Raw genomic sequence first — 19,698 nt, forward strand, 5'->3', positions numbered from 1 at the left:
GTTGGACCCTTCTACGTCTTGGGCTGTTCGGCCGTGCCGGACCTGCCAAGTCACGTTAAGGCAGGGTGGCGATTCGAGGCCCGGGCACCGACCCGGTCGTTCTGCGCTTGGACGTTGTCGTCACCTTCTCCCTCGATTTCGTCGAGGGAGAAGGCGGTGAAGTCGCCTGGGATCAGACTGCCTCGGGTTCCCCGTCGGTCTGTTCGCCCTCGTCAGCCTCAACGGGTGCTTCGATCCAACCAGCCTTGACGCGAGCCGCCATGATCATGGCCTCAGCCTCGGCACGGGAGATTTCGAACCCGTCGAGATAGCCCGCATGTTTGGTGGCCTCGGGGCCGCGTCCCTCGGTGTAGCCCACGAGATCGTCCGTGGCGCAGCCGGCGAGATCTTCGACCGACTTCACGTCGTTCTCGCCGAGGGCCACCAGCATCGGCGTGGTCACGCCATCGATCTCGCGTAAGTCGTCAGCGACGCCGAGTTCCTGGCGCTTGGCATCGAATTCGGATTCGACGCGGGCGAGGTGATCCTGGGCGCGAGCCTGGATCTCCGTGCCGCTTTCCTCGTCGAGGCCCTGAATGTTGGCGAGCTCGCCCGGCTCGACATAGGCGATTTCCTCGACGTTCCGGAAACCCTCCGCCGCGAGGAGCTGGCCCACCGTCTCGTCGACGTCGAGGGCCGCCATGAAGACAGCAGTGCGCTCGGCGAACTCCTTCTGGCGCCGCTCCGATTCCTCGGCCTCGGTCAGGATGTCGATGTCCCAGCCGGTGAGTTGCGAGGCGAGTCGCACGTTCTGGCCGCGACGGCCGATGGCCAGCGAGAGCTGATCGTCGGGCACCACCACCTCGATGCGGTCGGCCTCCTCGTCGAGGACCACCTTGACCACCTCGGCGGGCTGGAGCGCGTTGACGATGAAGGTCGCCTGATCCTCGGACCACGGAATGATGTCGACCTTCTCGCCCTGCAATTCGCCCACGACCGCCTGGACGCGAGAGCCGCGCATGCCGACACAGGCGCCGACGGGGTCGATGGAGCCGTCCCGCGAAATGACGGCGATCTTGGCGCGCGAGCCCGGATCGCGGGCGACCGCCTTCACTTCGACGATGCCGTCATAGATTTCGGGCACTTCCTGGCCGAACAGCTTGGCCATGAACTGCGGGTGAGAGCGTGAGAGGAAGATCTGCGGGCCACGGACCTCGCGGCGCACGTCGAACAGGTAGGAGCGGATACGGTCGCCGGGGCGGAAGGTCTCGCGCGGGATCATCTCGTCACGGCGCACGATGCCCTCGCCGCGACCGAGATCGACGATGACGTTACCGTACTCGACCCGCTTGACCAGGCCGTTGACGATCTCGCCGATGCGGTCCTTGTACTCGTCGAACTGACGGTCGCGCTCGGCGTCACGCACCTTCTGAACGATGACCTGCTTGGCCGATTGAGCGGCGACGCGGCCGAAATCGAAGGGCGGCAGCGTGTCGGAGATCACGTCCCCCACGAGCGCGCCCGGATTGTAGCGCCGAGCCTGATCCAGCGTGACCTCACGGGCGTCGTTCTCGACCTCGTCCACCACCACGAGATGGCGGGACAGGCGGAGCGCGCCGGTCTTGGGGTCGATCTCTGCATGGACATCCGTCTCCGCGCCGTAACGGGAGCGAGCGGCCTTGGCGATGGCCTCCTCCATGGCGTCGATGACGATGGAGCGGTCGATCACCTTCTCGCGGGCGACCGCTTCGGCAATCTGCAGGAGTTCGAGTCTGTTGGCGCTGACGACAGCCATCGGATTTCGTCCTTCTCTTCGTCGTATGTTCTTCTCGGAACCCTCAGCGCGCCATCGGGCGCCCGCCGGAGTTCCGAACGAATGCTTTAGTGAAGCTTGCCGTCGTCCTTGACCCGCACCGCCTTGGTGCGGACTGGCTTGGCCTTGTTGGCCCGACTCGCCTCGGTCTCGATCTTTTCCGGCTTGGGCTTGGTCGACGCCTTGGGCTTCAGCGGCCGCTCGACCTTTTTCTTGAGAAAGGCGGGAGGCGAGACTTCAGCCTCGTCACCCTCCTCGCTCTCGTCTTCGTCCTCATCGTCCAGCATCGGCGGCGGCCCGCCGCCACGTCGGAGCGATTCACGCACGAGATCGTCGGTGAGGACGAGGTAGGCGTCGCCGAGATCGCGGAGGGGAAGGTCGATGCGGCTCGGCAGGCCCTCCTTCACGTCGGGCAGATCGATCGGCACCGTGAGGCCATCCGGGTTGGGGGCTCGGATGATCCCACGAAACCGCTTCCGGCCATCGAGGGGCACCGCCAATTCGATCTTGGCTTCGTAGCCGGCCCAACGCTCGAAATCGACGGCCCGCACCAGGGGCCGGTCGATGCCGGGGGACGAGATCTCCAGATAATAGGCCTTGCCCACCGGGTCATCGAGATCGAGCAGAGGCGAGATCGCCCGGCTCACGGTCTCGCAATCGTCCACCGTCATGGTGCCGTCCGGCCGCTCGGCCATGATCTGCACGGTACAGCCATTGGCGCTCGACACCCGCACCCGGACCACGCGATAGCCGAGGCCCTCGATCGATGCCTCGATGACCTGCACGACCCGTGCGGCCACGCCGGTCTCGGTGATCAGACGTTTTTCGGAAGTGTCCGCCATGCTGCGCTGTACGTCCGGCCTTGCGTGAAGCGATCCGGTGCGAGAGGCGTTGCGGCAATAAAAAAGAGCGGACCCGGTGGGGCCCACTCCCGAACCGCAGCCTCAAGACTGCAACCAGAACTGATATGGTATGAGTAGTCCCATCGTCGGATCGTTTCAAGCGATTTCGCGAGCCGTTCCCCGGCGGAGCGCATCCCGGTCGCTCCGTATCCGTCAACTCGTTCCAGTGAGCTTCGATCATGGCCGCCGATCCGTCATTCGGACCCGACCCGGATTGCTTTCACCCGGTTGCTGGTCACAGCCGAATCACCTTCATCCGCAATCTCACCCTGCCGCCGAATGTCGAGGTCGGCGCCTACACCTATTACGACGACCCTGCCGGCCCGGAGGCCTTCCTCGACAACATTCTTTACCACTTCGCCTTCCTGGGCGACCGCTTGCGAATCGGTCGCTTCTGCGCGTTTGCGGCGGGCACGCGCTTCCTCATGAACGGGGGCAACCACCGCCTCGACGCGCCCTCCACCTACCCGTTCCTCATCTTCGGCGGCGCCTGGGCCGGACGCTTCCCCGAAGAGATGGCCTTTCCCAACCGGGGCGACACGGTGATCGGCAACGATGTCTGGCTCGGCTACGACAGCACGATCCTACCGGGAATCCGCATCGGCGACGGAGCCGTGGTCGCCGCCAAATCCGTGGTCACCCGCGACGTACCTCCCTACGCCATCGTCGCCGGCAACCCGGCCACGCTCGTGCGGATGCGCGTACCGCCCGATATCGCCGCGCGGCTCCAGGCCGTGGCGTGGTGGGACTGGGATGCCCAGCGGATCACCCGGTGCCTGCCGGCGATCAGTGGTGGGGATGTGGCGGCGTTGGAGGCCTCGGTCTAATGCCGGCTTGCCTGTCGCCCTAGTCTTCTCGCCCACTTACGGGGCGGCCGATGCATCCTCCTCCAGGGGAAACAGGCTCGGTCTCCAAAATGGTTCGAGGGGACTTCCGACGATGGTCTCGGCTTCCCAGCGATGCAACAGGGTGGCGAGAGCGTCCCGATCGTCGGCCATGAGCGGCTCGCCGATGAGGCAGGTCCGGTCGTTAATCAACTGCCAGTGCGCATCCTCCATCACGGCCCCGTTGCGGTAATGCTTACCTATCTTGGACCAGATCGTCCGAGCCTCATCGAGTTCGCCGAGCGCAATGCAGGCGACGAGATGCCAGTCCAGACCGAGACGTCCGACCGTGGCGGGACGGGTGCGGGCGAAGTCGAGACACTTTCGCGTCGTGTCCAGGGGGCGAAGGATCGCCAGGGCATCCGCTTCGACGCGGGTGAGGAAATCGTCGTAGATCGTCGGGTCGGACCAGAACCAGCCCTGGCCACCCTCGAAGCCTTCAGAACGGGCAATCCTTTCGCTGCATCGCCCGAGTGAGGACGATGAACGAACTCCGGGCATGAAGAACTCGACGAGGTACCAGCTTGCAACGCAATAGGCCGGATTGCTCGTCCGATCGAGGTGGATCAATCGTCCTATAGATTCGATGGGGAGAAGCCAGAAGGAGTTTCTACCAGCAGCGACAAGATCAATATTTTTGTCGAGCAAATTCTTGGCAAGGCCTTTAATTTGTTTAATGGTCGTCATTTTATCGGCCTCACTTGAATGATAATTATACCATTTGATTGCGGCCAAAATTTCTTGGCGGATCTGGCTAGAAACAACGCTCTTTTTGAGCTTAGCTCCGCCGATCCAGTTTTATAATCATAGACGCAGACTGTTTGATTTGGTGAGAGTTCGAAAAGATCGAGGCGTGCTGAACCCTTTTCTCCATAACCTGCTTCATCGCCGGTACTGCTTATCGAAAATTCGACGCGCACATCGGGATAAGCCCTTGCAATGAATGTGTGTGCGATATCGACATGGATCATGGTGCCGAGTTGCTGTCTCGTCAGAAGGGGATTCAAGGCTGTCAGCCGTTTCGTCGCCTCGTCCGTTACGGCTTGCACTTCGGCGTTGCGTGGACAAGCTTGGTCGAGTGTCGTCTGATCGACCGGACCAACCCAAATGAGGGGAAGTTTTTTGTCCGGATCTGGGTCGAAGTCGTAGCGCAGTGCCGTTCTGCCCGGTGCCTTGCCGAATCCCGGCCTCCGAGCTTCCAGATAGGTGAAGAGAAGCGCCGCCGCTTCAAGAGTGACCTTGACGGCCGGAGCGACGACGAAAGCCGGCAGAAAGACCTGTTGTATTGTGGGCTGGGATTGCGATTCGGATAACGCGAACGCGCCACGCGAGAGAACCTCTCCCGATGCCCCGTCGCGGATGGTCTGAACGTCGCCCGAATTCTCGAAAATCCTGCTTTCGCCATCCGGTGTGACGACGGCGTGCTGGTCGTCCCACTCTCCGCGTCCCGAGCGAATACGCAGCGACAGAATCCGAGCCCCGTTATTGGTGACGGTTTCCTCTCGCGTGGACCTGCCTGACGTGCTTCCGTTATCGATGGAGGATCGGAGTGTCTGACCGGTTGATGGACGATCGGTCAGGCGACTGCCTCCGACGCCTCCGTCGGAGACCCACCGCCCACCATCGCTTTGGCCGGCGGGCGCACGGGGCTGGGCTGGATCGTACTTCCGGTCCAGGCTCTGTTGGAGTCGGATCAGTTTTGTCTCCGTCGCCAGTATGGCGAGTTGGCGACGGAGGGTTTCGGCTTCATGCCCGCGTTTGGAAGTGCCCCACATCGCGATCACCAATGTTCGTGTTTTGTTCTAATCCTGGCTATCCTAAAATAGGAACATTTTCAATTGAAATGCATCTCCTCCTGCTTCGTTAGGGGGATTGGCCATAAAAAAACGCCGCCCCGTGAACGGGACGGCGTCAATGACAATGGCCGGTCGATGGGTTTCGGCCCGAGGACTGGAAGTGGAGTGATCAGGCCGCTGCCCGCTCCTTCAGGAGCTTCCGGTTGATCAGCATCTCGGCGATCTGCACCGTGTTCAGGGCCGCGCCCTTGCGCAGGTTGTCGGCGACGCACCAGAACGAGAGGCCGTTATCGACCGTCGAATCCGCGCGGATGCGCGAGACATAGGTCGCGTCCTCGCCGGCCGCCTCGTGCGGGGTCATGTAGCCGCCGGGCTCACGCTTATCGACGACCAGGATGCCCGGTGCCGAACGCAGGAGGGCAGTCGCCTCCTCGGGCGAGATCGGATGCTCGAATTCGACGTTCACCGCCTCGGCATGGCCGATGAACACCGGCACTCGCACGCAGGTCGCCGTCAGCTTGATCTTGGGATCGAGCATCTTCTTGGTCTCGGCGACCATCTTCCACTCTTCCTTGGTGGATCCGTCGTCGAGGAACACGTCGATTTGCGGGATGACGTTGAAGGCGATGCGCTTGGGGAACTTCTCCATGGTCATCTGGCCAGCGGTGAAGACCGAACGGGTCTGTTGGAACAGCTCGTCCATGGCTTCCTTGCCGGCGCCGGAGACCGACTGATAGGTCGCCACCACCACGCGGGTGATCTTGGCCACGTCGTGCAGGGGCTTCAAGGCGACGACGAGCTGCGCCGTGGAGCAGTTCGGGTTGGCGATGATGTTCATCTTCGAGAAGCCGGTGATGGCTTCCGGATTCACTTCCGGAACGATCAGCGGCACGTCGGGATGGTAGCGAAAGGCCGACGAATTATCGATGACGACGCAGCCGGTCTGGCCGATGCGCGGCGACCATTCCTTCGACGTCTCGCCGCCGGCGGACATCAGGCAAATATCGGTGTCGGAGAAATCGTAGGTGTCGAGCGCCTTCACCTTCAGGATCTTGTCACCGAAGGAGACTTCCTGCCCGGCGCTGCGGCGCGAGGCGATAGCCACGACCTCATCGGCGGGGAACGCCCGCTCCGACAGGATGTCGAGCATCTCACGGCCAACATTGCCCGTGGCACCGACGACGGCGACCTTGTAACCCATCTCTCCAACTCCGCTTCGTGATGCCCTGGTTCCCCGCCAGGGCCGGGCTCATCGCCTCGGCACCGCCGGCAGGGTCGTTGGCAAGTCTCCGTGTACCGGTCCCATGAGAATCCGCAGGGTTTCCCGGTCACGACCTGATTGACCGGCCGGCTGCGAAAACGCGTCGTCCCGCGGACTTGCCGGCACGCCCCGTCCCGTTCGACCCTTCGATAGGACCACTTTGACTTCAAGCGGCGGAGCAAGACGCCTCGTCTCCGCGACTGTCAAGAGTTGTGCTGCACGCGAGACTTTCGTCGCGGCACAAACAGGACCTGCCGATAGACGCAAGGTGTATCGGGCAACGATTGATTCACCGCAAAATCGAAAACGCTCATCCGGTCACCCGGTGTGAAACCCGGCCTACGCAGCCTCGAGAGCATGGTCGCTCGCACGTGGCGAGAGCCTCCAGAAGAGTCACCAGTTTCAGGGTTTCATGCATCGCATCGCCGTACAGGACGAAACCAGCCATCGGCTCCCCAAGCGCAAGGCTCGCTCGTCATTGCGGCTTGCCGTGCCTTGCGTCGCGGCACTCGCTTGTGTCGGCGCAGCCGGGCAGTTCGTCGGTGGTGAGCCGAAACACGACGAGACGAAGTCGGGGGCGAATGTCTCGACCGACACGAATGCCCAGCCGTTCGTCCCCACCGCCGCCATGAATGTTCGCCAGGCTCTGCCCGCTGCCGAAACGGCCCCGCGTTATCGGCTCGACGATCCTGACGCCCTCGATCAGGCGAAGATCGAGCCAGCACGGATCAACCCGGCCACGGGCCAGCGGGAGGACCGTCTTTCACAGGGTAAATTCGACGCGGCGGATGCACCCTATCTCAGCCTCACCGTCACAGAGGGCTCCACACCTCCCGCGAGCCTGTTCGTCACCATCGCTCGACGGGCCGCGGACGGGCAGGGACTCGCCGTCGTACGATCCGGCGAACGAGGGTTGATCGCCACCAAGTTCGGTCCGCTCGAGACCTTGGAAGCCACGTTGAGCGGTCCGGTGACGCGGATCTGTACCGGTTTCTCCAATGCGGGGCAGAGCGGGCTGATTCCACTGACCCCGCGCATCGATGGCTGGCTCTGCGCCCCATTGAGCCAGCCGCCGGAGCCGCGCGCCATCGTCTGCGCCCTGGACAAGCTCGTTCTGAATGGCCAAGCTTCCGCAGGCCTCGAAGCGGCGTATCGCGTGTTCGAGGAACGGCGGGTGGAGGGCTGCGCGCCGCGTGTCGCGGCCGTCCCCAACCGAGAGGCCGCCGGAGAAACCGGATCGATCTCGAAACGCCGCATCCGACATAATGAGGCGAAACTGCGGCGAAGCGACCAAGCGCGGCCTTAGGCCGGGAACAACGGCGCCGCTGGCACGTCTACTCACCATGAATGGCCGAGTTTCTTAAGGAAATCGGGCCTAATCTCACACAGGTTCAACGAAGGTCCGTCATGCGCACTGCCACGATTGCCCTGATGGGCGCACTCACCCTCACCGCTGTCGGCGCGAACACCGCTGTCGAGGCGCAGGGTCGTTACGCCCCCGGTATCCGCGTCAGCCAGCCGCTGCCGATCCGCATCCGTCCGCGCAGCTGGCTCGATGCCGGCAACGTCGTCGAGGCGAATAACGGTTCGATCAGCAACCCGGCGACCAACCCGCACTTCATCACGGCCAGCTACCTGAATTCGCCGCCCTACGGCCGCAACGATCGCTTCGGCGGCGCGATCTTGCCCGATCCGATCACCAACGGCCCGTTCGTGGGCGCCCGTTCCAGCGCGATCCACAACATTGACTTCTCCGGTGTCGATGCGATCGACCCCACCTCCTACGTCTCTCGCAACGGTAACCCCTACTAAGGCCAGTCGTCGGACGATGGACCGAGAAAGGCGCCGACCCGGTTGGGTCGGCGCCTTTTTCATGTCCGGACGAGACCGCGATTCGCGCTTCAGCGCACCCGCGACTTGAGAGCCGCCACGACGGCCTCGCCCATCCCGGCGGTCCCCAGCGGCGTCACGCCCTCTCCGGCGATATCCTTCGTTCGGGAACCCGCCGCGAGCGCATCGGTGATCGCGCCGTCGAGTAGGTCGGCCGCCTCGCCGAGGCCGAACGAGTAGCGCAACGCCATGGCGAGCGAGCCGATCATGGCGATGGGGTTGGCGAGATCCTGGCCCGCAATATCGGGTGCCGAGCCATGGACCGGCTCGTACAATGCCTTGCGGCTTCCCTTCGAATCCACTGCTCCGAGCGAAGCGGAGGGCAGCATGCCGAGGGAGCCCGTGAGCATCGCCGCTACATCCGAGAGCACGTCGCCGAAGAGGTTGTCGGTCACGAGGACGTCGAACTGCTTCGGGCGGCGCACCAGCTGCATGGCGCAATTGTCGGCGAGCACATGCTCGAGCTCGACATCGCTGTAATGCTCGGAATGGACCTTGGTCACGACCTCCTTCCACAGGACGCCGGATTTCATCACGTTGTGCTTCTCGGCCGAGGCCACGCGGCCCGAGCGCTTGCGTGCCAGATCGAAGGCCACATGGGCGATCCGCTCGATCTCGCCCGTGGTGTAGACCTGGGTATCCACGGCGCGCTTGGTGCCGTCGGGGAGGGTGGTGATTTCCTTCGGCTCACCGAAATAGACGCCGCCGGTGAGTTCGCGCACGATCATGATGTCGAGCCCCTCGACGAGCTCGCGTTTCAGCGCGGACGCATCCGCCAGCGCCGGGTAGCAGATCGCCGGCCGCAGATTCGCGAACAGGCCGAGATCCTTGCGGAGCCGCAGAAGCCCGGCCTCGGGGCGGATGTCGTAGGCGACGCCGGACCATTTTGGGCCGCCCACCGCGCCGAGCAGGATCGCATCCGCCGCGTCCGCCCGCGCGAGGGCCTCGTCGGTGAGGGGCACGCCGTGAGCGTCGATGGACGAGCCGCCGACGAGGTCGGTCTCGGTCTCGAACGTGGCGAGACCGGTCTCGGCGAGTGCACCGATCACGGTCTTCACCTGGGCCATCACCTCCGGGCCGATGCCGTCACCGGGGAGGAGGAGGAGCTTGTAGGCGGTCATGGGAGCACTCGCGGGCAAGGGGTGATGCGTCGCGCGGCTGTAGCGACGGGCTCGGGCGCTTGGCAAGTCTCCCGCTCGATCCCACTCTTCCCGTCGCTCAGTGACCCGACCCCGCGAGGGCCGCCCCAGGCTTCTGATGAGTGCCGACCCGGTCGACGAGGGTGGTCGTCGCCGTGTTCATTCCGACGATCTCGACAGGTATGCCGTGGTGCCGGAATTTCAGCACCACCCTATCGAGAGCACTGATGCTGGTGATGTCCCAGAAATGCGAGGCGGAGAGGTCGATCACCACCCCGTTCAGGTCGTCCTCGCGAAAATCGAAGGCCGAATGAAACGCCTCCGCCGTGGCGAAGAAGATCTGGCCCGTCACCCGGTAGGTACGGATGCGGCTGGCCTCGTCGCGTACCGACGACATACCGAAGAACCGCGTCACCTTGTGGGCGAAGAACAACCCCGAGAGAACGACCCCGAACAGCACGCCCTTGGCGAGGTCATGCGTCGTCACGACGACGGCCACCGTTCCGAGCATCACCGCGCTCGAACTTTTCGGATGGGTCAGCAGCGTCCACACGGAGTTCCACTGGAAGGTGTTGATCGAGACCATGATCATTACCGCGACGAGGGCCGCCATCGGGATCCGTGCCACATAGGGGCCGAGAACCACGATGAGGAACAGTAGGAACGCGCCCGCCCACAGCGTCGAGAGACGGCCCCGCCCGCCGGACGAGACGTTGATGACCGATTGCCCGATCATGGCGCAGCCGGCCATGCCGCCGAAGAGGCCGGAGGTGACGTTGGCGAGGCCCTGGCCGGCGCATTCGCGGTTCTTGTTGGAGGTCGTGTCGGTCATCTCATCGAGGATGGCCGCCGTCATCATGCTCTCGAGCAGGCCGACCATCGCCAGGGTGAGGGCGTAGGGCAGGATGATCTGCAGTGTCTCCAGAGTGAACGGCACCTGGGGGAGGGCGAAGACCGGTAATTCGCTCGGCAGGGCACCCATGTCGCCCACGGTCCTGATGTCGAACCCGAACCAGACCGAGATTCCGGTGAGAACGAGGATCGTGATCAACGGTGAGGGGACGGCCTTCGTCAGGTAGGGGAGGCCGTAGATCATCGCGAGGCCGATGGCGGTCATGGCGTAGACGACCGGCCCGCGGCCGATCAACTCCGGCATCTGCGCCAGGAAGATGAGGATCGCCAGGGCGTTGACGAAGCCTGTGACCACCGAGCGCGAGACGAAGCGCATGAGGTTGCCGAGGCGCACGGCACTGGCGACGATCTGGAGCAACCCGGTGAGAATGGTGGCCGCGAACAGGTAGCCGAGTCCATGCTCCTTCACGAGCGTGACCATGACGAGGGACATGGCGCCGGTGGCAGCCGAAATCATGGCAGGACGCCCGCCGGCGAAAGCGGAAATGACGGCGATGCAGAACGAGGCGTAGAGACCGACTTTCGGGTCGACGCCCGCGATGATCGAGAAGGCGATGGCCTCCGGGATCAGCGCCAGGGCGACCACCGTGCCGGCCAGGATTTCACGCGTGACGTCGGGAGCCCACTCGCTCCGGAAGGACTGACGGTTCATGGGGAATGGCTTTCATCGTCCCCGCGCGCGAAGCGTCGGCAGGGACAGGCATCTTGATGACCGGGCGCTCAAGCGCTCTCCGGTCACGGACGGAACACGATTCGGTAGGCTTAAGCCTACGGCGGCGTCAGGCCGAGAAAATCGATGAACCGCTTGAGATGCATGAAGGCCTGATAGCACGGACCTGCCGCAATGCAACATCGCGGCAGAGTTCAGTGGGGCGATCGCATCACACCTTGCGGGCGACCGTGAAGCGTGCCGCTTCGCGCAGTGTCAGGGCTTTGTCGCCCCAGGAAGAAACGGCCTCTTCGCACATGCCGACGAGACGGTCGCATTCCGCCCGGGCGCCGTCGATGCCGAGACGATCGACGAGGGTCGCCTTTCCGGCATCCTTGTCCTTGCCGGTGGCTTTGCCCATCGCTTCGGGAGAGGCTTCGCGGTCGAGGATATCGTCGGCGATCTGGAAAGCTTGGCCCAAGGCGAGGCCGTAGCGCCATAGGGAGGCACGCTGATCCGACGTCGCACCGCCCACAAGGGCACCCGCATCCACCGAGAAGGCCAGGATGGCGCCGGTCTTCATCGCCTGAAGCTGCAGCGTGTCCTCGACATCGAGGGAGACGGCGCCGAAGCGACCTTCCGCCCCTAGATCGAGGATCTGGCCGCCGACCATGCCGCCGAGGCCGGACGCCTTTGCAAGGCCGAGAACGAGGTCGGCACGGATCGACGGATCCGGCTGCCAGGTCGCATCTGCCAGAATCTCGAAGGCCAGCGTCTGCAGCGCGTCGCCGACGAGGATGGCGGTCGCCTCGTCATAGGCCTTGTGGACCGTAGGCTTGCCCCGGCGCATGTCGTCGTCGTCCATGGCCGGCATGTCGTCGTGGACGAGGGAGTAGCAATGGACGAGCTCGATGGCCGAACCGGCGGCCAGCGCCCCGGCATCGGAGCCGCCCAGCATCCGCGCCGTCTCCACCGCCAGGAACGGGCGCAGACGCTTGCCGCCGCCGAGCACGGCATGGCGCATGGCCTCCATCAGCCGCGTGGGACGCGTGATCTCGCCCGTCTGCGTCTCGGGACCGAGGCGTTCGGCCAGAAACGCCTCGACGGCGTCGGCCACGCTCGAAAGCTTGTGGGAAAACGCTTGAGATGCGTCCGCCTTGACCGAAGCGTGGGATGCTTTTGGTGAGGTCATCGTAAGAAGGGCCTTGGTCAAGAATGGGCGCGTCGTTGTGCGGGAGGTACGGATTCAGGAACGGCGCGACGGTGCGGCAGATGACAGCGATTCGCGATCACGCCATGCGCGCGATCTCGATTCCATCCGCCAAGGACGAAGGAAGCATTGGGTGAGGCGGCTGGTCGGCCTCTTCATGCTGCTCCCCGTCATGTTGCTGGCCCTGATTCTTGTTCTGGGGCTCGTCTATAGTGCGCTGACGCCGCCCTCAACCCTGATGCTGGCGCGATGGTTGACCGGCAAACCCGTGAGCCGCGAAGCGGTCACCCTGGACGCGATCTCCCCGCTCCTGGTCCAGGCCGTCATCGCTTCGGAGGATCAGCGCTTCTGCCTACATAACGGCGTCGATTGGGGCGCCCTGCGCGACGTGGTGGATGACGACGAGGGGCCTAGCCGCGGCGCCTCGACGATCTCCATGCAGACGGTGAAGAACGTGTTCCTCTGGCCCGGCCGTTCGGTCATCCGCAAAGGAATGGAGATTCCCCTCGCCGTTATCGCCGACACCCTATGGGGCAAGCGGCGCATGATGGAGATCTATCTGAATATCGCCGAATGGGGGGACGGTGTGTACGGAGCCGAGGCGGCGGCGCAGCGCTGGTTCGGAAAGAGCGCGCGGAACCTCAACCGCAGCGAGGCGAGCCTGCTCGCCGCCGTTCTGCCGAACCCGATCCAACGCAATGCGGCCCTGCCATCTCGCGGAGTGCGTGCGGTCGCCACCCGCATCCAGGGGCGGATGAATGGGGTCGGTGGATTGATGGGCTGCCTTCGCTGAATCCAGACACGTGGAGGCTTGCCGCAACACATGTCATAGAGCCATCCATTCTCCGGCAGGCGGCCGGGGCCGGCCCGTGATGGGGCGGATGCGAGACACGACGAATACAACACCGATAGCGGACGCGACATGGCCGACAGCACAACCTTCGACCTCACCCTCGAGCGGATCGCCCTGATCCGCCGGATGGTGGTGGCCTGGAACCCGGCCGGGCAAGGCGCGCCCATCGTGCATCCCGACGCACCCTATGGCAGCACCGACCGTGACGGCGACATCTTCAACGTCACCGGCGACGATGATGGGGCGGACGAGGAACACCGGGCGCTCGGCGACGCGCTCGCGGTCTTCATCCACAATGCCGTGTTGAAGCCGGGCCGCTACGCGTATCACAACACCCTGGCCAAGCTTTCGTCGGACGATGTCGGCGACGTGTTTCGCGACGAAGGGACGGGCGAGACGCCCGAGCACGTCACCTTCGATGTGACGGCCGAGCATCTGGCGCTGGTGAGGAAGCTGAACATCGTCTGGGACGACGGCCGCGACGTGCCGGCCTTCGACACGGCCGAGCCTTATGGAGCGGGGACCGAAATACCGGCGGTGCATCACGAGATGCAGCCGGCCCTGCAGATCTTCCTGCGCTACGGCGATCTCGGCCCCGGCCCCTTCGGTAAGGCGGGCAACCGCTGGTCCGCCGTCTAAGCGCTGCGTAAACCCCTCCCCGCGACGGGGGAGGGGTGGATCCCGAGGCCTATGCCCCGAGCTTCTTCTTGCGCTGAGCCAAGGTGCGCAGCCGCAGGGCGTTGAGCTTGATGAAGCCCGCCGCGTCGCGGTGGTCGTAGGCCACGGCGCCCTCCTCGAAGGTGACGAGGTCCTGGTCGTAGAGCGAGTTCGGGCTGGTGCGGCCGATGACGTGGATGCCGCCCTTGTAGAGCTTCAGCCGAACCTCGCCGGTGACCATCTCCTGGCTCTTGTCGATGAGGGCCTGGAGCATCTCGCGCTCCGGCGAGAACCAGAAGCCATTATAGATCAGCTCCGAATATTGCGGCATGATCTGGTCCTTGAGGTGCGCCGCGCCGCGATCCAGCGTGATCGACTCGATGGCCCTGTGGGCCGGCAGCAGGATCGTGCCGCCCGGCGTCTCGTACATGCCCCGGCTCTTCATGCCGACGAAGCGGTTCTCCACGAGGTCGAGGCGGCCGATGCCGTTGTCATGACCGAGCTGGTTGAGCTTGGCTAATAGGGTGGCAGGCGTGAGGCGCTCGCCATCGATGGAGACCGCGTCGCCCTTCTCGAAGCCGATCGTGACGATGGTCGGAGTGTCGGGGGCCTCTTCGGGCGAAAGCGTACGGGAATAGACGTAATCCGGCACCTCATCGGCCGGGTCCTCCAGAACCTTGCCCTCGGAGGAGGCGTGAAGAAGGTTCGCGTCCACGGAGAACGGGCTCTCGCCGCGCTTGTCCTTGGAGATCGGAATCTGGTGCTGCTCGGCGAAAGCGATCAGTTGTTCGCGGCTCTTGAGATCCCATTCGCGCCAGGGGGCGATGACGGTCACATCGGGCTTCAAGGCATAATACCCGAGCTCGAACCGGACCTGATCGTTGCCCTTGCCGGTGGCGCCGTGACAGACCGCATCGGCGCCGAGACGTTCGGCGATCTCGATCTGCTTCTTGGCGATGAGCGGGCGGGCGATGGAGGTGCCGAGGAGATAGACGCCCTCGTAGACCGCGTTGGCGCGGAACATCGGGAAGACGTAGTCGCGCACGAATTCCTCGCGCAGGTCCTCGATGAAGATGTTTTCCGGCTTGATGCCGAGCAGCTCAGCCTTCTTGCGCGCCGGCTCAAGCTCCTCGCCCTGTCCCAGATCGGCCGTGAAGGTGATGACCTCGCAGCCATAGGTGGTCTGCAGCCATTTCAGGATGATCGAGGTGTCGAGGCCACCGGAATAGGCGAGCACGACCTTGTTGACGGGCTTCGGATTCACGTCTGACATCGGGCTCGCTTCGGTTCTCGTGGAGTCGGGGCGACTTATCAGCCGACAGCCGCGTCGTGCAACCGGCATGCCGCAGGAGACGTTGCAGAGGTGTTCGCTCCCGCTTTCCACCACCGCGTCAGCGGAGCCCGTTGCTGCCCTGGCCCCAACGGCCGAAACTGCGTAATTCAACCTCGCTTGTCACCCCACGCCGGAGATTCGACGAATGCCGCGACGGCCGACCCTCGAATTCTGGTACGAGTTCTCTTCCACGTATTCCTACCTGGCGGCCATGCGGATCGACGAGATGGCGGAAGCCGCCGGCGTCGAAGTGCGCTGGCGGCCCTTCCTCCTTGGTCCGATCTTCGCCAGCCAGGGCTGGAATTCCTCGCCCTTCAATCTCTTTCCGGCCAAGGGACGGCATATGTGGCGGGATGTGGAGCGCGAGGCGGCGAGGCAAGGCCTGCCTCCGTTGAAGCGGCCCGACCCTTTCCCGCAGAACAGCTTGAGCGCGACCCGTGCAGCCACCTACGGCATGGATCACGACTGGCTCGTTCCGTTCTCGAAAGCCGTCTACGAGACCCAGTTCTCTCTGGGGCGCTCCATCGCCGAACCGCCGGCCATCGTGGGGGTCCTCAACGGGCTCGGTCTCGATGGCACCGTGATCCTCAAGGCTGCGGCCCTGGAGGGCAACAAGGGGCGTCTGCGCGTCAACGGCGAAGAGGCACGCTCGCGCGGCATCTTCGGCGCCCCGACCTTCCTGACCGGCGATGGCGAGCTGTTCTGGGGTAACGATCGGCTGGAACAGGCGCTTGCCTGGGCGATAGGCGACCGGCCGGGAGCAATGCGTTAGGCGCTTCGCCCCCGGCCAAAGGAGGGCGCGGACGTCGTTGGAGCGAAGCGTCGAGGGACCGGCATTGGGAACTTAGGCAGCTTCCTGAGAGGCGACCCTGACCTTCTGAGTGGCCGAATCGACCTCTTCGGTGGAGCGGGCAATCTCACTGAGGCTGCTAGTGATCTGGCCCACGCCGTTGGAGGCGGTCTGCATGCTCGCCGACATCTCGCGGGTCACCGCGCTCTGCTCTTCGACCGCCGCCGAGATCGCGCTCGCGACTTCGTTCAGGGTCATGATCGTGTCCTGGATCGAGGTGATGGCACCCACCGCATCCTGAGTCGCTTGCTGGGTCGACATGATCTGAGCGCTGATCTGCTCGGTCGCCTTGGAGGTCTGGGCGGCCAAAGCCTTCACCTCGGTCGCGACCACGGCGAAGCCCCGACCCGCTTCTCCCGCCCGTGCCGCCTCGATCGTCGCATTGAGGGCGAGCAAATTGGTTTGCGCGGCGATGCCCTGGATCAAGGCGACGACTTCGCCGATCCGGGTCGCCGCGCCCGAGAGACCGGCGATGATGGTGCTGGTTTTCTCGGCCTGCTTGACCGCCTGACTGGAGATCTCGGAGGCGTGGGTCACCTGCATGCTGATCTCGGACACCGAGGCCGCGAGCTCTTCGGCGCCGGACGCCACGGTCTGGATGTCGCAAGAGACCTGAGTCGAGGCCTGAGCGGCTTGACCGGCCTGTAGCGACGCGCCCGAAGCGGCACCGGCGATGGCGTTGAGGTCGGTGGCAATGGAGATCTGCAGAGCGGCGCGGCGCTGGCGCTCCAGCACCTGCCGCGTGACGTCGATGCAGAATTTGACGACCTTCAGCGGGCGTCCGTCGCGGTCGAAGATTGGGTTGTAGGTCCCCTGGATGAAGACCTCGCGGCCACCCTTTGCGATCCGCCGATACTCGTCGGCCTGATACTCACCTCGGCCGAGTTCATCCCAGAAGCGCCTGTACGCCGCGCTTGCCCGCAGATCGGGACCGACGAACATGCTGTGGGGCTGGCCCTGAATCTCGGACAGGTCGTAGCCCATCACGTCGAGGAAGTTCCGGTTGGCCGTGAGGATGGTGCCGTCGAGGGCGAACTCGATGACCGCCTGCGAGCGGTCGAGGGCTTTGATCTGGCCCTCATGGTTGATCGAGCGCATCACGCGCTCGGTGATGTCGGATGAGAACTTGACGATCTTCTCGGTCTTTCCATTGCGACCGAGGATGGGATTGTAGGTGGCCTGCAACCAGATCTCGCGCCCGCCCTTGCCGATGCGCTTGAACTCGCCGGACTGGAAGGTGCCGGCGGCCAACGCGCTCCAGAAGGCTTTGTAATCCTGGCTCTCCCGAAACGCCGGCTCGACGAAAAGGCTGTGATGCTTGCCCTGGATCTCGGACAATTCGTAGCCGATCGCGGCGAGAAAATTCCGGTTTGCAGTCAGTACGGTGCCATCGGTATCGAACTCGATGACCGCTTGCGAACGATCCAATGCGGCGATCCGTGAGCGGAAATCGGTATTCGAAAAAAAGTTCATCACCCTATTTGACGCGTAAGGGTTGTGGCGGGCCGCCGCGCTCAGCCCTGTGTCATTCGATATGGGCGATTCCCTATCAATTGAGTTAACAATCTCTGCGACGAATTGTAGAAACTAGAAAATTTCCGTCACGGCTGCGTTATAAAGATTACGAATAAATATTGTTGCTTAATTCTGGCGCGCAAAATTCCAAGATGCTCCTAGTTTATTGCAGTACGGCTCAATCTATCCCCTGTATATCTCATTTTAATCTGCCAGAAAGTTTATCGAATATGCGCGCTGCCTTAGAATGCCCGAATTTTGCTTGGAATGTGAGGGGGGATCGTTCGAGGTACTCTCTGTGAGGAGTTAGAAGAATATTTCATCGACGGGATGCGTGCGACCTCCGGAGCGAGCACTCCCCCCGGGGGAGCAACGGTCTGGATACCATCTCGAACCGGGATTAAGAGGCGCGACACGCGACGCCGAATGATCGGTGATCCCGCACCTTCGAGGCCCGTTCGCATGTCCATCGACCGTCGAAAGTTCCTGGCCGGTTCCGCGAGCCTGGCTTTCCTTGTCGCGTCACTCCGCGGCGGCCATGCCCAGGGCTACGGCCAGACCTTCAAGGTCGATAACGACGATGGCCGGCCAATCGCGAACACCCGGCTCCCGGGTGAAATCGTCGGGGAAATCCCTGCTCTGAAGGGCGTGACCTATGTGGGGGCCCGCGAGGCGGAGATCACGCTCTACGAGTTCTTCGACTACAATTGTCCGTATTGCCGGAAGGCGGCGATCGACATGACGTCTCTCGCCGCGAGCGATACCGCTTTGCGAATCGGGCTTATCAACAATCCGATTCTCTCGCCTCAATCGGCTCAGGCGGCGAAGGTCGCATTGGCGATCCAGCGCAAGATGGGGTCGGCCGCCGCCTGGACGCTCTATCAGAAGTTGCTCGCCAGACCCGGCCGGATCGACGGCACCGGCGCGCTTCAGGTCGCCGCCACCTTGGGCGTCCCCGCCTCGGAGCTCGAGACGATCGCCGATAGCGACGAGGTGCGTCTCGCGTTGAAGGCGCAGATGCGCATGGCGGCCGATCTCGGTCTCGTGGCGACTCCCTCCTACGTGCTCGGCAATACCGGCCTTCTCGGACATCCGGGTGCGAAGTCCCTCGCTCGGATGATCGGGGCCATGCGTCGCTGCGATCAGATCGCTTGCTGACGGCCTGAACTTTCGCCGGCGGCTTGACGCCTCACCTTCGCCATCGTTCTCGCGGATTGGACTTGAGTGCACGACCGCGCGCCGCACAAGCTTATGCAGGCCCGTCTTCGTCTTGCGCCTCCCCAACACGCATGCTAGGCCCTCGCCGCGCCGGGAGGACGGGTTTCAGACCTGTATTTCGAGGCGGTTCCCATTCCTGACGGTTTCAGAGCCGACGCCGAGAACGGTGTCACGGGCCGGAACCTCGGGCCGGATTAAAAGAGAGAGTGGCGCGTGGCGCAGACCAGTTCCGAGGCGGGTTCCCCGGTTGCAGGCGTAGCAGGTCGCTATGCCTCCGCACTGTTCGAGCTGGCCCGCGACGAGCGCCAGATCGATGCGGTCGCGGCGACCCTGCAGAGCTTTGATTCCCTTCTCAAGGAGAGCCCCGATCTGGCTCGCCTCGTTCGCAGCCCGGTTTTCACCGGTGAGCAGCAGGAAGCCGCCATCGGCGCCATCCTCGACAAGGCCGGTCTCACCGGCCTCGGCGCAAACTTCATCCGGCTCGCGGCCTCCAACCGCCGTCTTTTCGCGCTGCCCGACATGATCCGCGCCTTCCGCCGTTTGGTGGCGGAATCGAAGGGGATCGTACGCGCCGAGGTGACCGTGGCCGAACGCCCGTCGGATGCCGTTCTCGAAGAGATCAAGGCGTCCCTGCGCGACGTGGCTCGCTCGGAGATCGACCTCGATCTGCGCGTCGACCCGGCCCTGATCGGCGGTCTCATCGTCAAGATCGGCAGCCGGATGGTGGATGCATCCCTGCGTACCAAGCTCAACGGTATTCGACTCGCGATGCGGGAAGCCTGAGGTCGGCGCTTCGGCGCAGGCCCGCTCCCGTTTCTCCACAGCAACTTCGTTTCG

18 protein-coding genes are annotated in these 19,698 nt (G+C 63.8%); 8 read left to right on the plus strand and 10 right to left on the minus strand.

What is annotated here, in order from left to right; genetic code table 11:
• Window positions 1-172: 172 nt before the first annotated feature.
• Window positions 173-1,774, minus strand: coding sequence for a transcription termination factor NusA (gene nusA / locus IPV08_RS08855; RefSeq protein ID WP_207411575.1), 1,602 nt, complete (start codon window positions 1,772-1,774; stop codon window positions 173-175).
• An 86-nt stretch (window positions 1,775-1,860) separates the two neighbouring features.
• Window positions 1,861-2,634 (minus strand): ribosome maturation factor RimP, encoded by a 774-nt coding sequence (gene rimP, locus IPV08_RS08860; RefSeq protein WP_207411576.1) that lies wholly within the window; start codon window positions 2,632-2,634, stop codon window positions 1,861-1,863.
• A gap of 239 nt (window positions 2,635-2,873) precedes the next feature.
• Here rimP and IPV08_RS08865 point away from each other — a divergent pair, with 239 nt between their 5' ends.
• Window positions 2,874-3,521, plus strand: coding sequence for a CatB-related O-acetyltransferase (locus IPV08_RS08865; protein WP_207411577.1), 648 nt, complete (start codon window positions 2,874-2,876; stop codon window positions 3,519-3,521).
• A 36-nt stretch (window positions 3,522-3,557) separates the two neighbouring features.
• On the opposite strand, the gene IPV08_RS08870 is transcribed toward IPV08_RS08865, so the two are convergent.
• The 3 genes from IPV08_RS08870 to IPV08_RS08880 form a co-directional block, all read right to left on the minus strand.
• Complete coding sequence (locus tag IPV08_RS08870) at window positions 3,558-4,313, minus strand: hypothetical protein (RefSeq protein ID WP_207411578.1); 756 nt, start codon at window positions 4,311-4,313, stop codon at window positions 3,558-3,560.
• Entirely contained in the window at window positions 4,262-5,353 is a 1,092-nt protein-coding gene (locus IPV08_RS08875) for a PD-(D/E)XK nuclease family protein (RefSeq protein ID WP_246747869.1), read from the minus strand. Before IPV08_RS08875 ends, IPV08_RS08870 begins: the two co-directional genes overlap by 52 nt.
• 190 nt (window positions 5,354-5,543) lie before the next feature.
• Window positions 5,544-6,575, minus strand: a complete 1,032-nt coding sequence (locus tag IPV08_RS08880; protein ID WP_018044930.1) for an aspartate-semialdehyde dehydrogenase — start codon at window positions 6,573-6,575, stop codon at window positions 5,544-5,546.
• 472 nt (window positions 6,576-7,047) lie between these two features.
• Between IPV08_RS08880 and IPV08_RS08885 the strand changes: the two genes are divergently transcribed.
• Together IPV08_RS08885 and IPV08_RS08890 are read left to right on the plus strand one after the other, a co-directional pair.
• On the plus strand, window positions 7,048-7,941 hold the full coding sequence (locus IPV08_RS08885) for a hypothetical protein (RefSeq protein WP_207411580.1): 894 nt from the start codon (window positions 7,048-7,050) through the stop codon (window positions 7,939-7,941).
• Between the two features lie 101 nt (window positions 7,942-8,042).
• A complete protein-coding gene (locus tag IPV08_RS08890; protein WP_207411581.1) occupies window positions 8,043-8,447 on the plus strand; it encodes a hypothetical protein in 405 nt (134 codons plus the stop codon).
• Between the two features lie 89 nt (window positions 8,448-8,536).
• On the opposite strand, the gene leuB is transcribed toward IPV08_RS08890, so the two are convergent.
• The 3 genes from leuB to IPV08_RS08905 all read right to left on the minus strand — a co-directional run bounded on the left by leuB (window position 8,537) and on the right by IPV08_RS08905 (window position 12,417).
• Window positions 8,537-9,646 (minus strand): 3-isopropylmalate dehydrogenase, encoded by a 1,110-nt coding sequence (gene leuB / locus IPV08_RS08895; RefSeq protein ID WP_207411582.1) that lies wholly within the window; start codon window positions 9,644-9,646, stop codon window positions 8,537-8,539.
• A 97-nt stretch (window positions 9,647-9,743) separates the two neighbouring features.
• Window positions 9,744-11,228, minus strand: a complete 1,485-nt coding sequence (locus tag IPV08_RS08900) for a SulP family inorganic anion transporter (protein WP_207411583.1) — start codon at window positions 11,226-11,228, stop codon at window positions 9,744-9,746.
• 229 nt (window positions 11,229-11,457) lie between these two features.
• The gene (locus tag IPV08_RS08905; RefSeq protein ID WP_207411584.1) at window positions 11,458-12,417 is read right to left on the minus strand and encodes a polyprenyl synthetase family protein; all 960 of its coding nucleotides are present in this window, start codon (window positions 12,415-12,417) and stop codon (window positions 11,458-11,460) included.
• A gap of 124 nt (window positions 12,418-12,541) precedes the next feature.
• Between IPV08_RS08905 and mtgA the strand changes: the two genes are divergently transcribed.
• Together mtgA and IPV08_RS08915 are read left to right on the plus strand one after the other, a co-directional pair.
• Window positions 12,542-13,228 (plus strand): monofunctional biosynthetic peptidoglycan transglycosylase, encoded by a 687-nt coding sequence (gene mtgA, locus IPV08_RS08910; RefSeq protein ID WP_311275133.1) that lies wholly within the window; start codon window positions 12,542-12,544, stop codon window positions 13,226-13,228.
• Between the two features lie 129 nt (window positions 13,229-13,357).
• Complete coding sequence (locus tag IPV08_RS08915) at window positions 13,358-13,927, plus strand: hypothetical protein (protein ID WP_207411585.1); 570 nt, start codon at window positions 13,358-13,360, stop codon at window positions 13,925-13,927.
• A 49-nt stretch (window positions 13,928-13,976) separates the two neighbouring features.
• Here the strand turns inward: IPV08_RS08915 and IPV08_RS08920 are convergent, their stop codons facing one another.
• Window positions 13,977-15,218, minus strand: a complete 1,242-nt coding sequence (locus IPV08_RS08920; RefSeq protein ID WP_207411586.1) for an argininosuccinate synthase — start codon at window positions 15,216-15,218, stop codon at window positions 13,977-13,979.
• Window positions 15,219-15,423: 205 nt separating this feature from the next.
• Here IPV08_RS08920 and IPV08_RS08925 point away from each other — a divergent pair, with 205 nt between their 5' ends.
• Window positions 15,424-16,050: a 2-hydroxychromene-2-carboxylate isomerase gene (locus IPV08_RS08925; protein WP_056431249.1), complete on the plus strand. Its 627-nt coding sequence runs from the start codon at window positions 15,424-15,426 to the stop codon at window positions 16,048-16,050.
• Between the two features lie 72 nt (window positions 16,051-16,122).
• Here IPV08_RS08925 and IPV08_RS08930 read toward each other — a convergent pair whose 3' ends face one another.
• Complete coding sequence (locus IPV08_RS08930) at window positions 16,123-17,601, minus strand: PAS domain-containing methyl-accepting chemotaxis protein (protein ID WP_207411587.1); 1,479 nt, start codon at window positions 17,599-17,601, stop codon at window positions 16,123-16,125.
• 504 nt (window positions 17,602-18,105) lie between these two features.
• On the opposite strand from IPV08_RS08930, the gene IPV08_RS08935 reads away from it, so the two are divergent.
• On the plus strand, window positions 18,106-18,801 hold the full coding sequence (locus tag IPV08_RS08935) for a DsbA family protein (protein ID WP_207411588.1): 696 nt from the start codon (window positions 18,106-18,108) through the stop codon (window positions 18,799-18,801).
• A 273-nt stretch (window positions 18,802-19,074) separates the two neighbouring features.
• Entirely contained in the window at window positions 19,075-19,644 is a 570-nt protein-coding gene (locus IPV08_RS08940; protein ID WP_056431239.1) for a F0F1 ATP synthase subunit delta, read from the plus strand.
• Window positions 19,645-19,698: the final 54 nt, after the last annotated feature.

This window comes from Methylobacterium sp. SD274 (genome assembly GCF_017355285.1).
Lineage (GTDB): Bacteria > Pseudomonadota > Alphaproteobacteria > Rhizobiales > Beijerinckiaceae > Methylobacterium.

Excerpts from the sequence above, each read along its gene's own strand:
- nusA (WP_207411575.1), bottom strand. The coding sequence starts at position 1,774 with ATGGCTGTCGTCAGCGCCAACAGACTCGAACTCCTGCAGATTGCCGAA.
- rimP (WP_207411576.1), bottom strand. The coding sequence starts at position 2,634 with ATGGCGGACACTTCCGAAAAACGTCTGATCACCGAGACCGGCGTGGCC.
- IPV08_RS08865 (WP_207411577.1), top strand. The coding sequence starts at position 2,874 with ATGGCCGCCGATCCGTCATTCGGACCCGACCCGGATTGCTTTCACCCG.
- IPV08_RS08875 (WP_246747869.1), bottom strand. The coding sequence starts at position 5,353 with ATGTGGGGCACTTCCAAACGCGGGCATGAAGCCGAAACCCTCCGTCGC.
- IPV08_RS08880 (WP_018044930.1), bottom strand. The coding sequence starts at position 6,575 with ATGGGTTACAAGGTCGCCGTCGTCGGTGCCACGGGCAATGTTGGCCGT.
- IPV08_RS08885 (WP_207411580.1), top strand. The coding sequence starts at position 7,048 with ATGCATCGCATCGCCGTACAGGACGAAACCAGCCATCGGCTCCCCAAG.
- IPV08_RS08890 (WP_207411581.1), top strand. The coding sequence starts at position 8,043 with ATGCGCACTGCCACGATTGCCCTGATGGGCGCACTCACCCTCACCGCT.
- leuB (WP_207411582.1), bottom strand. The coding sequence starts at position 9,646 with ATGACCGCCTACAAGCTCCTCCTCCTCCCCGGTGACGGCATCGGCCCG.
- IPV08_RS08900 (WP_207411583.1), bottom strand. The coding sequence starts at position 11,228 with ATGAACCGTCAGTCCTTCCGGAGCGAGTGGGCTCCCGACGTCACGCGT.
- IPV08_RS08905 (WP_207411584.1), bottom strand. The coding sequence starts at position 12,417 with ATGACCTCACCAAAAGCATCCCACGCTTCGGTCAAGGCGGACGCATCT.
- IPV08_RS08915 (WP_207411585.1), top strand. The coding sequence starts at position 13,358 with ATGGCCGACAGCACAACCTTCGACCTCACCCTCGAGCGGATCGCCCTG.
- IPV08_RS08920 (WP_207411586.1), bottom strand. The coding sequence starts at position 15,218 with ATGTCAGACGTGAATCCGAAGCCCGTCAACAAGGTCGTGCTCGCCTAT.
- IPV08_RS08925 (WP_056431249.1), top strand. The coding sequence starts at position 15,424 with ATGCCGCGACGGCCGACCCTCGAATTCTGGTACGAGTTCTCTTCCACG.
- IPV08_RS08930 (WP_207411587.1), bottom strand. The coding sequence starts at position 17,601 with ATGAACTTTTTTTCGAATACCGATTTCCGCTCACGGATCGCCGCATTG.
- IPV08_RS08935 (WP_207411588.1), top strand. The coding sequence starts at position 18,106 with ATGTCCATCGACCGTCGAAAGTTCCTGGCCGGTTCCGCGAGCCTGGCT.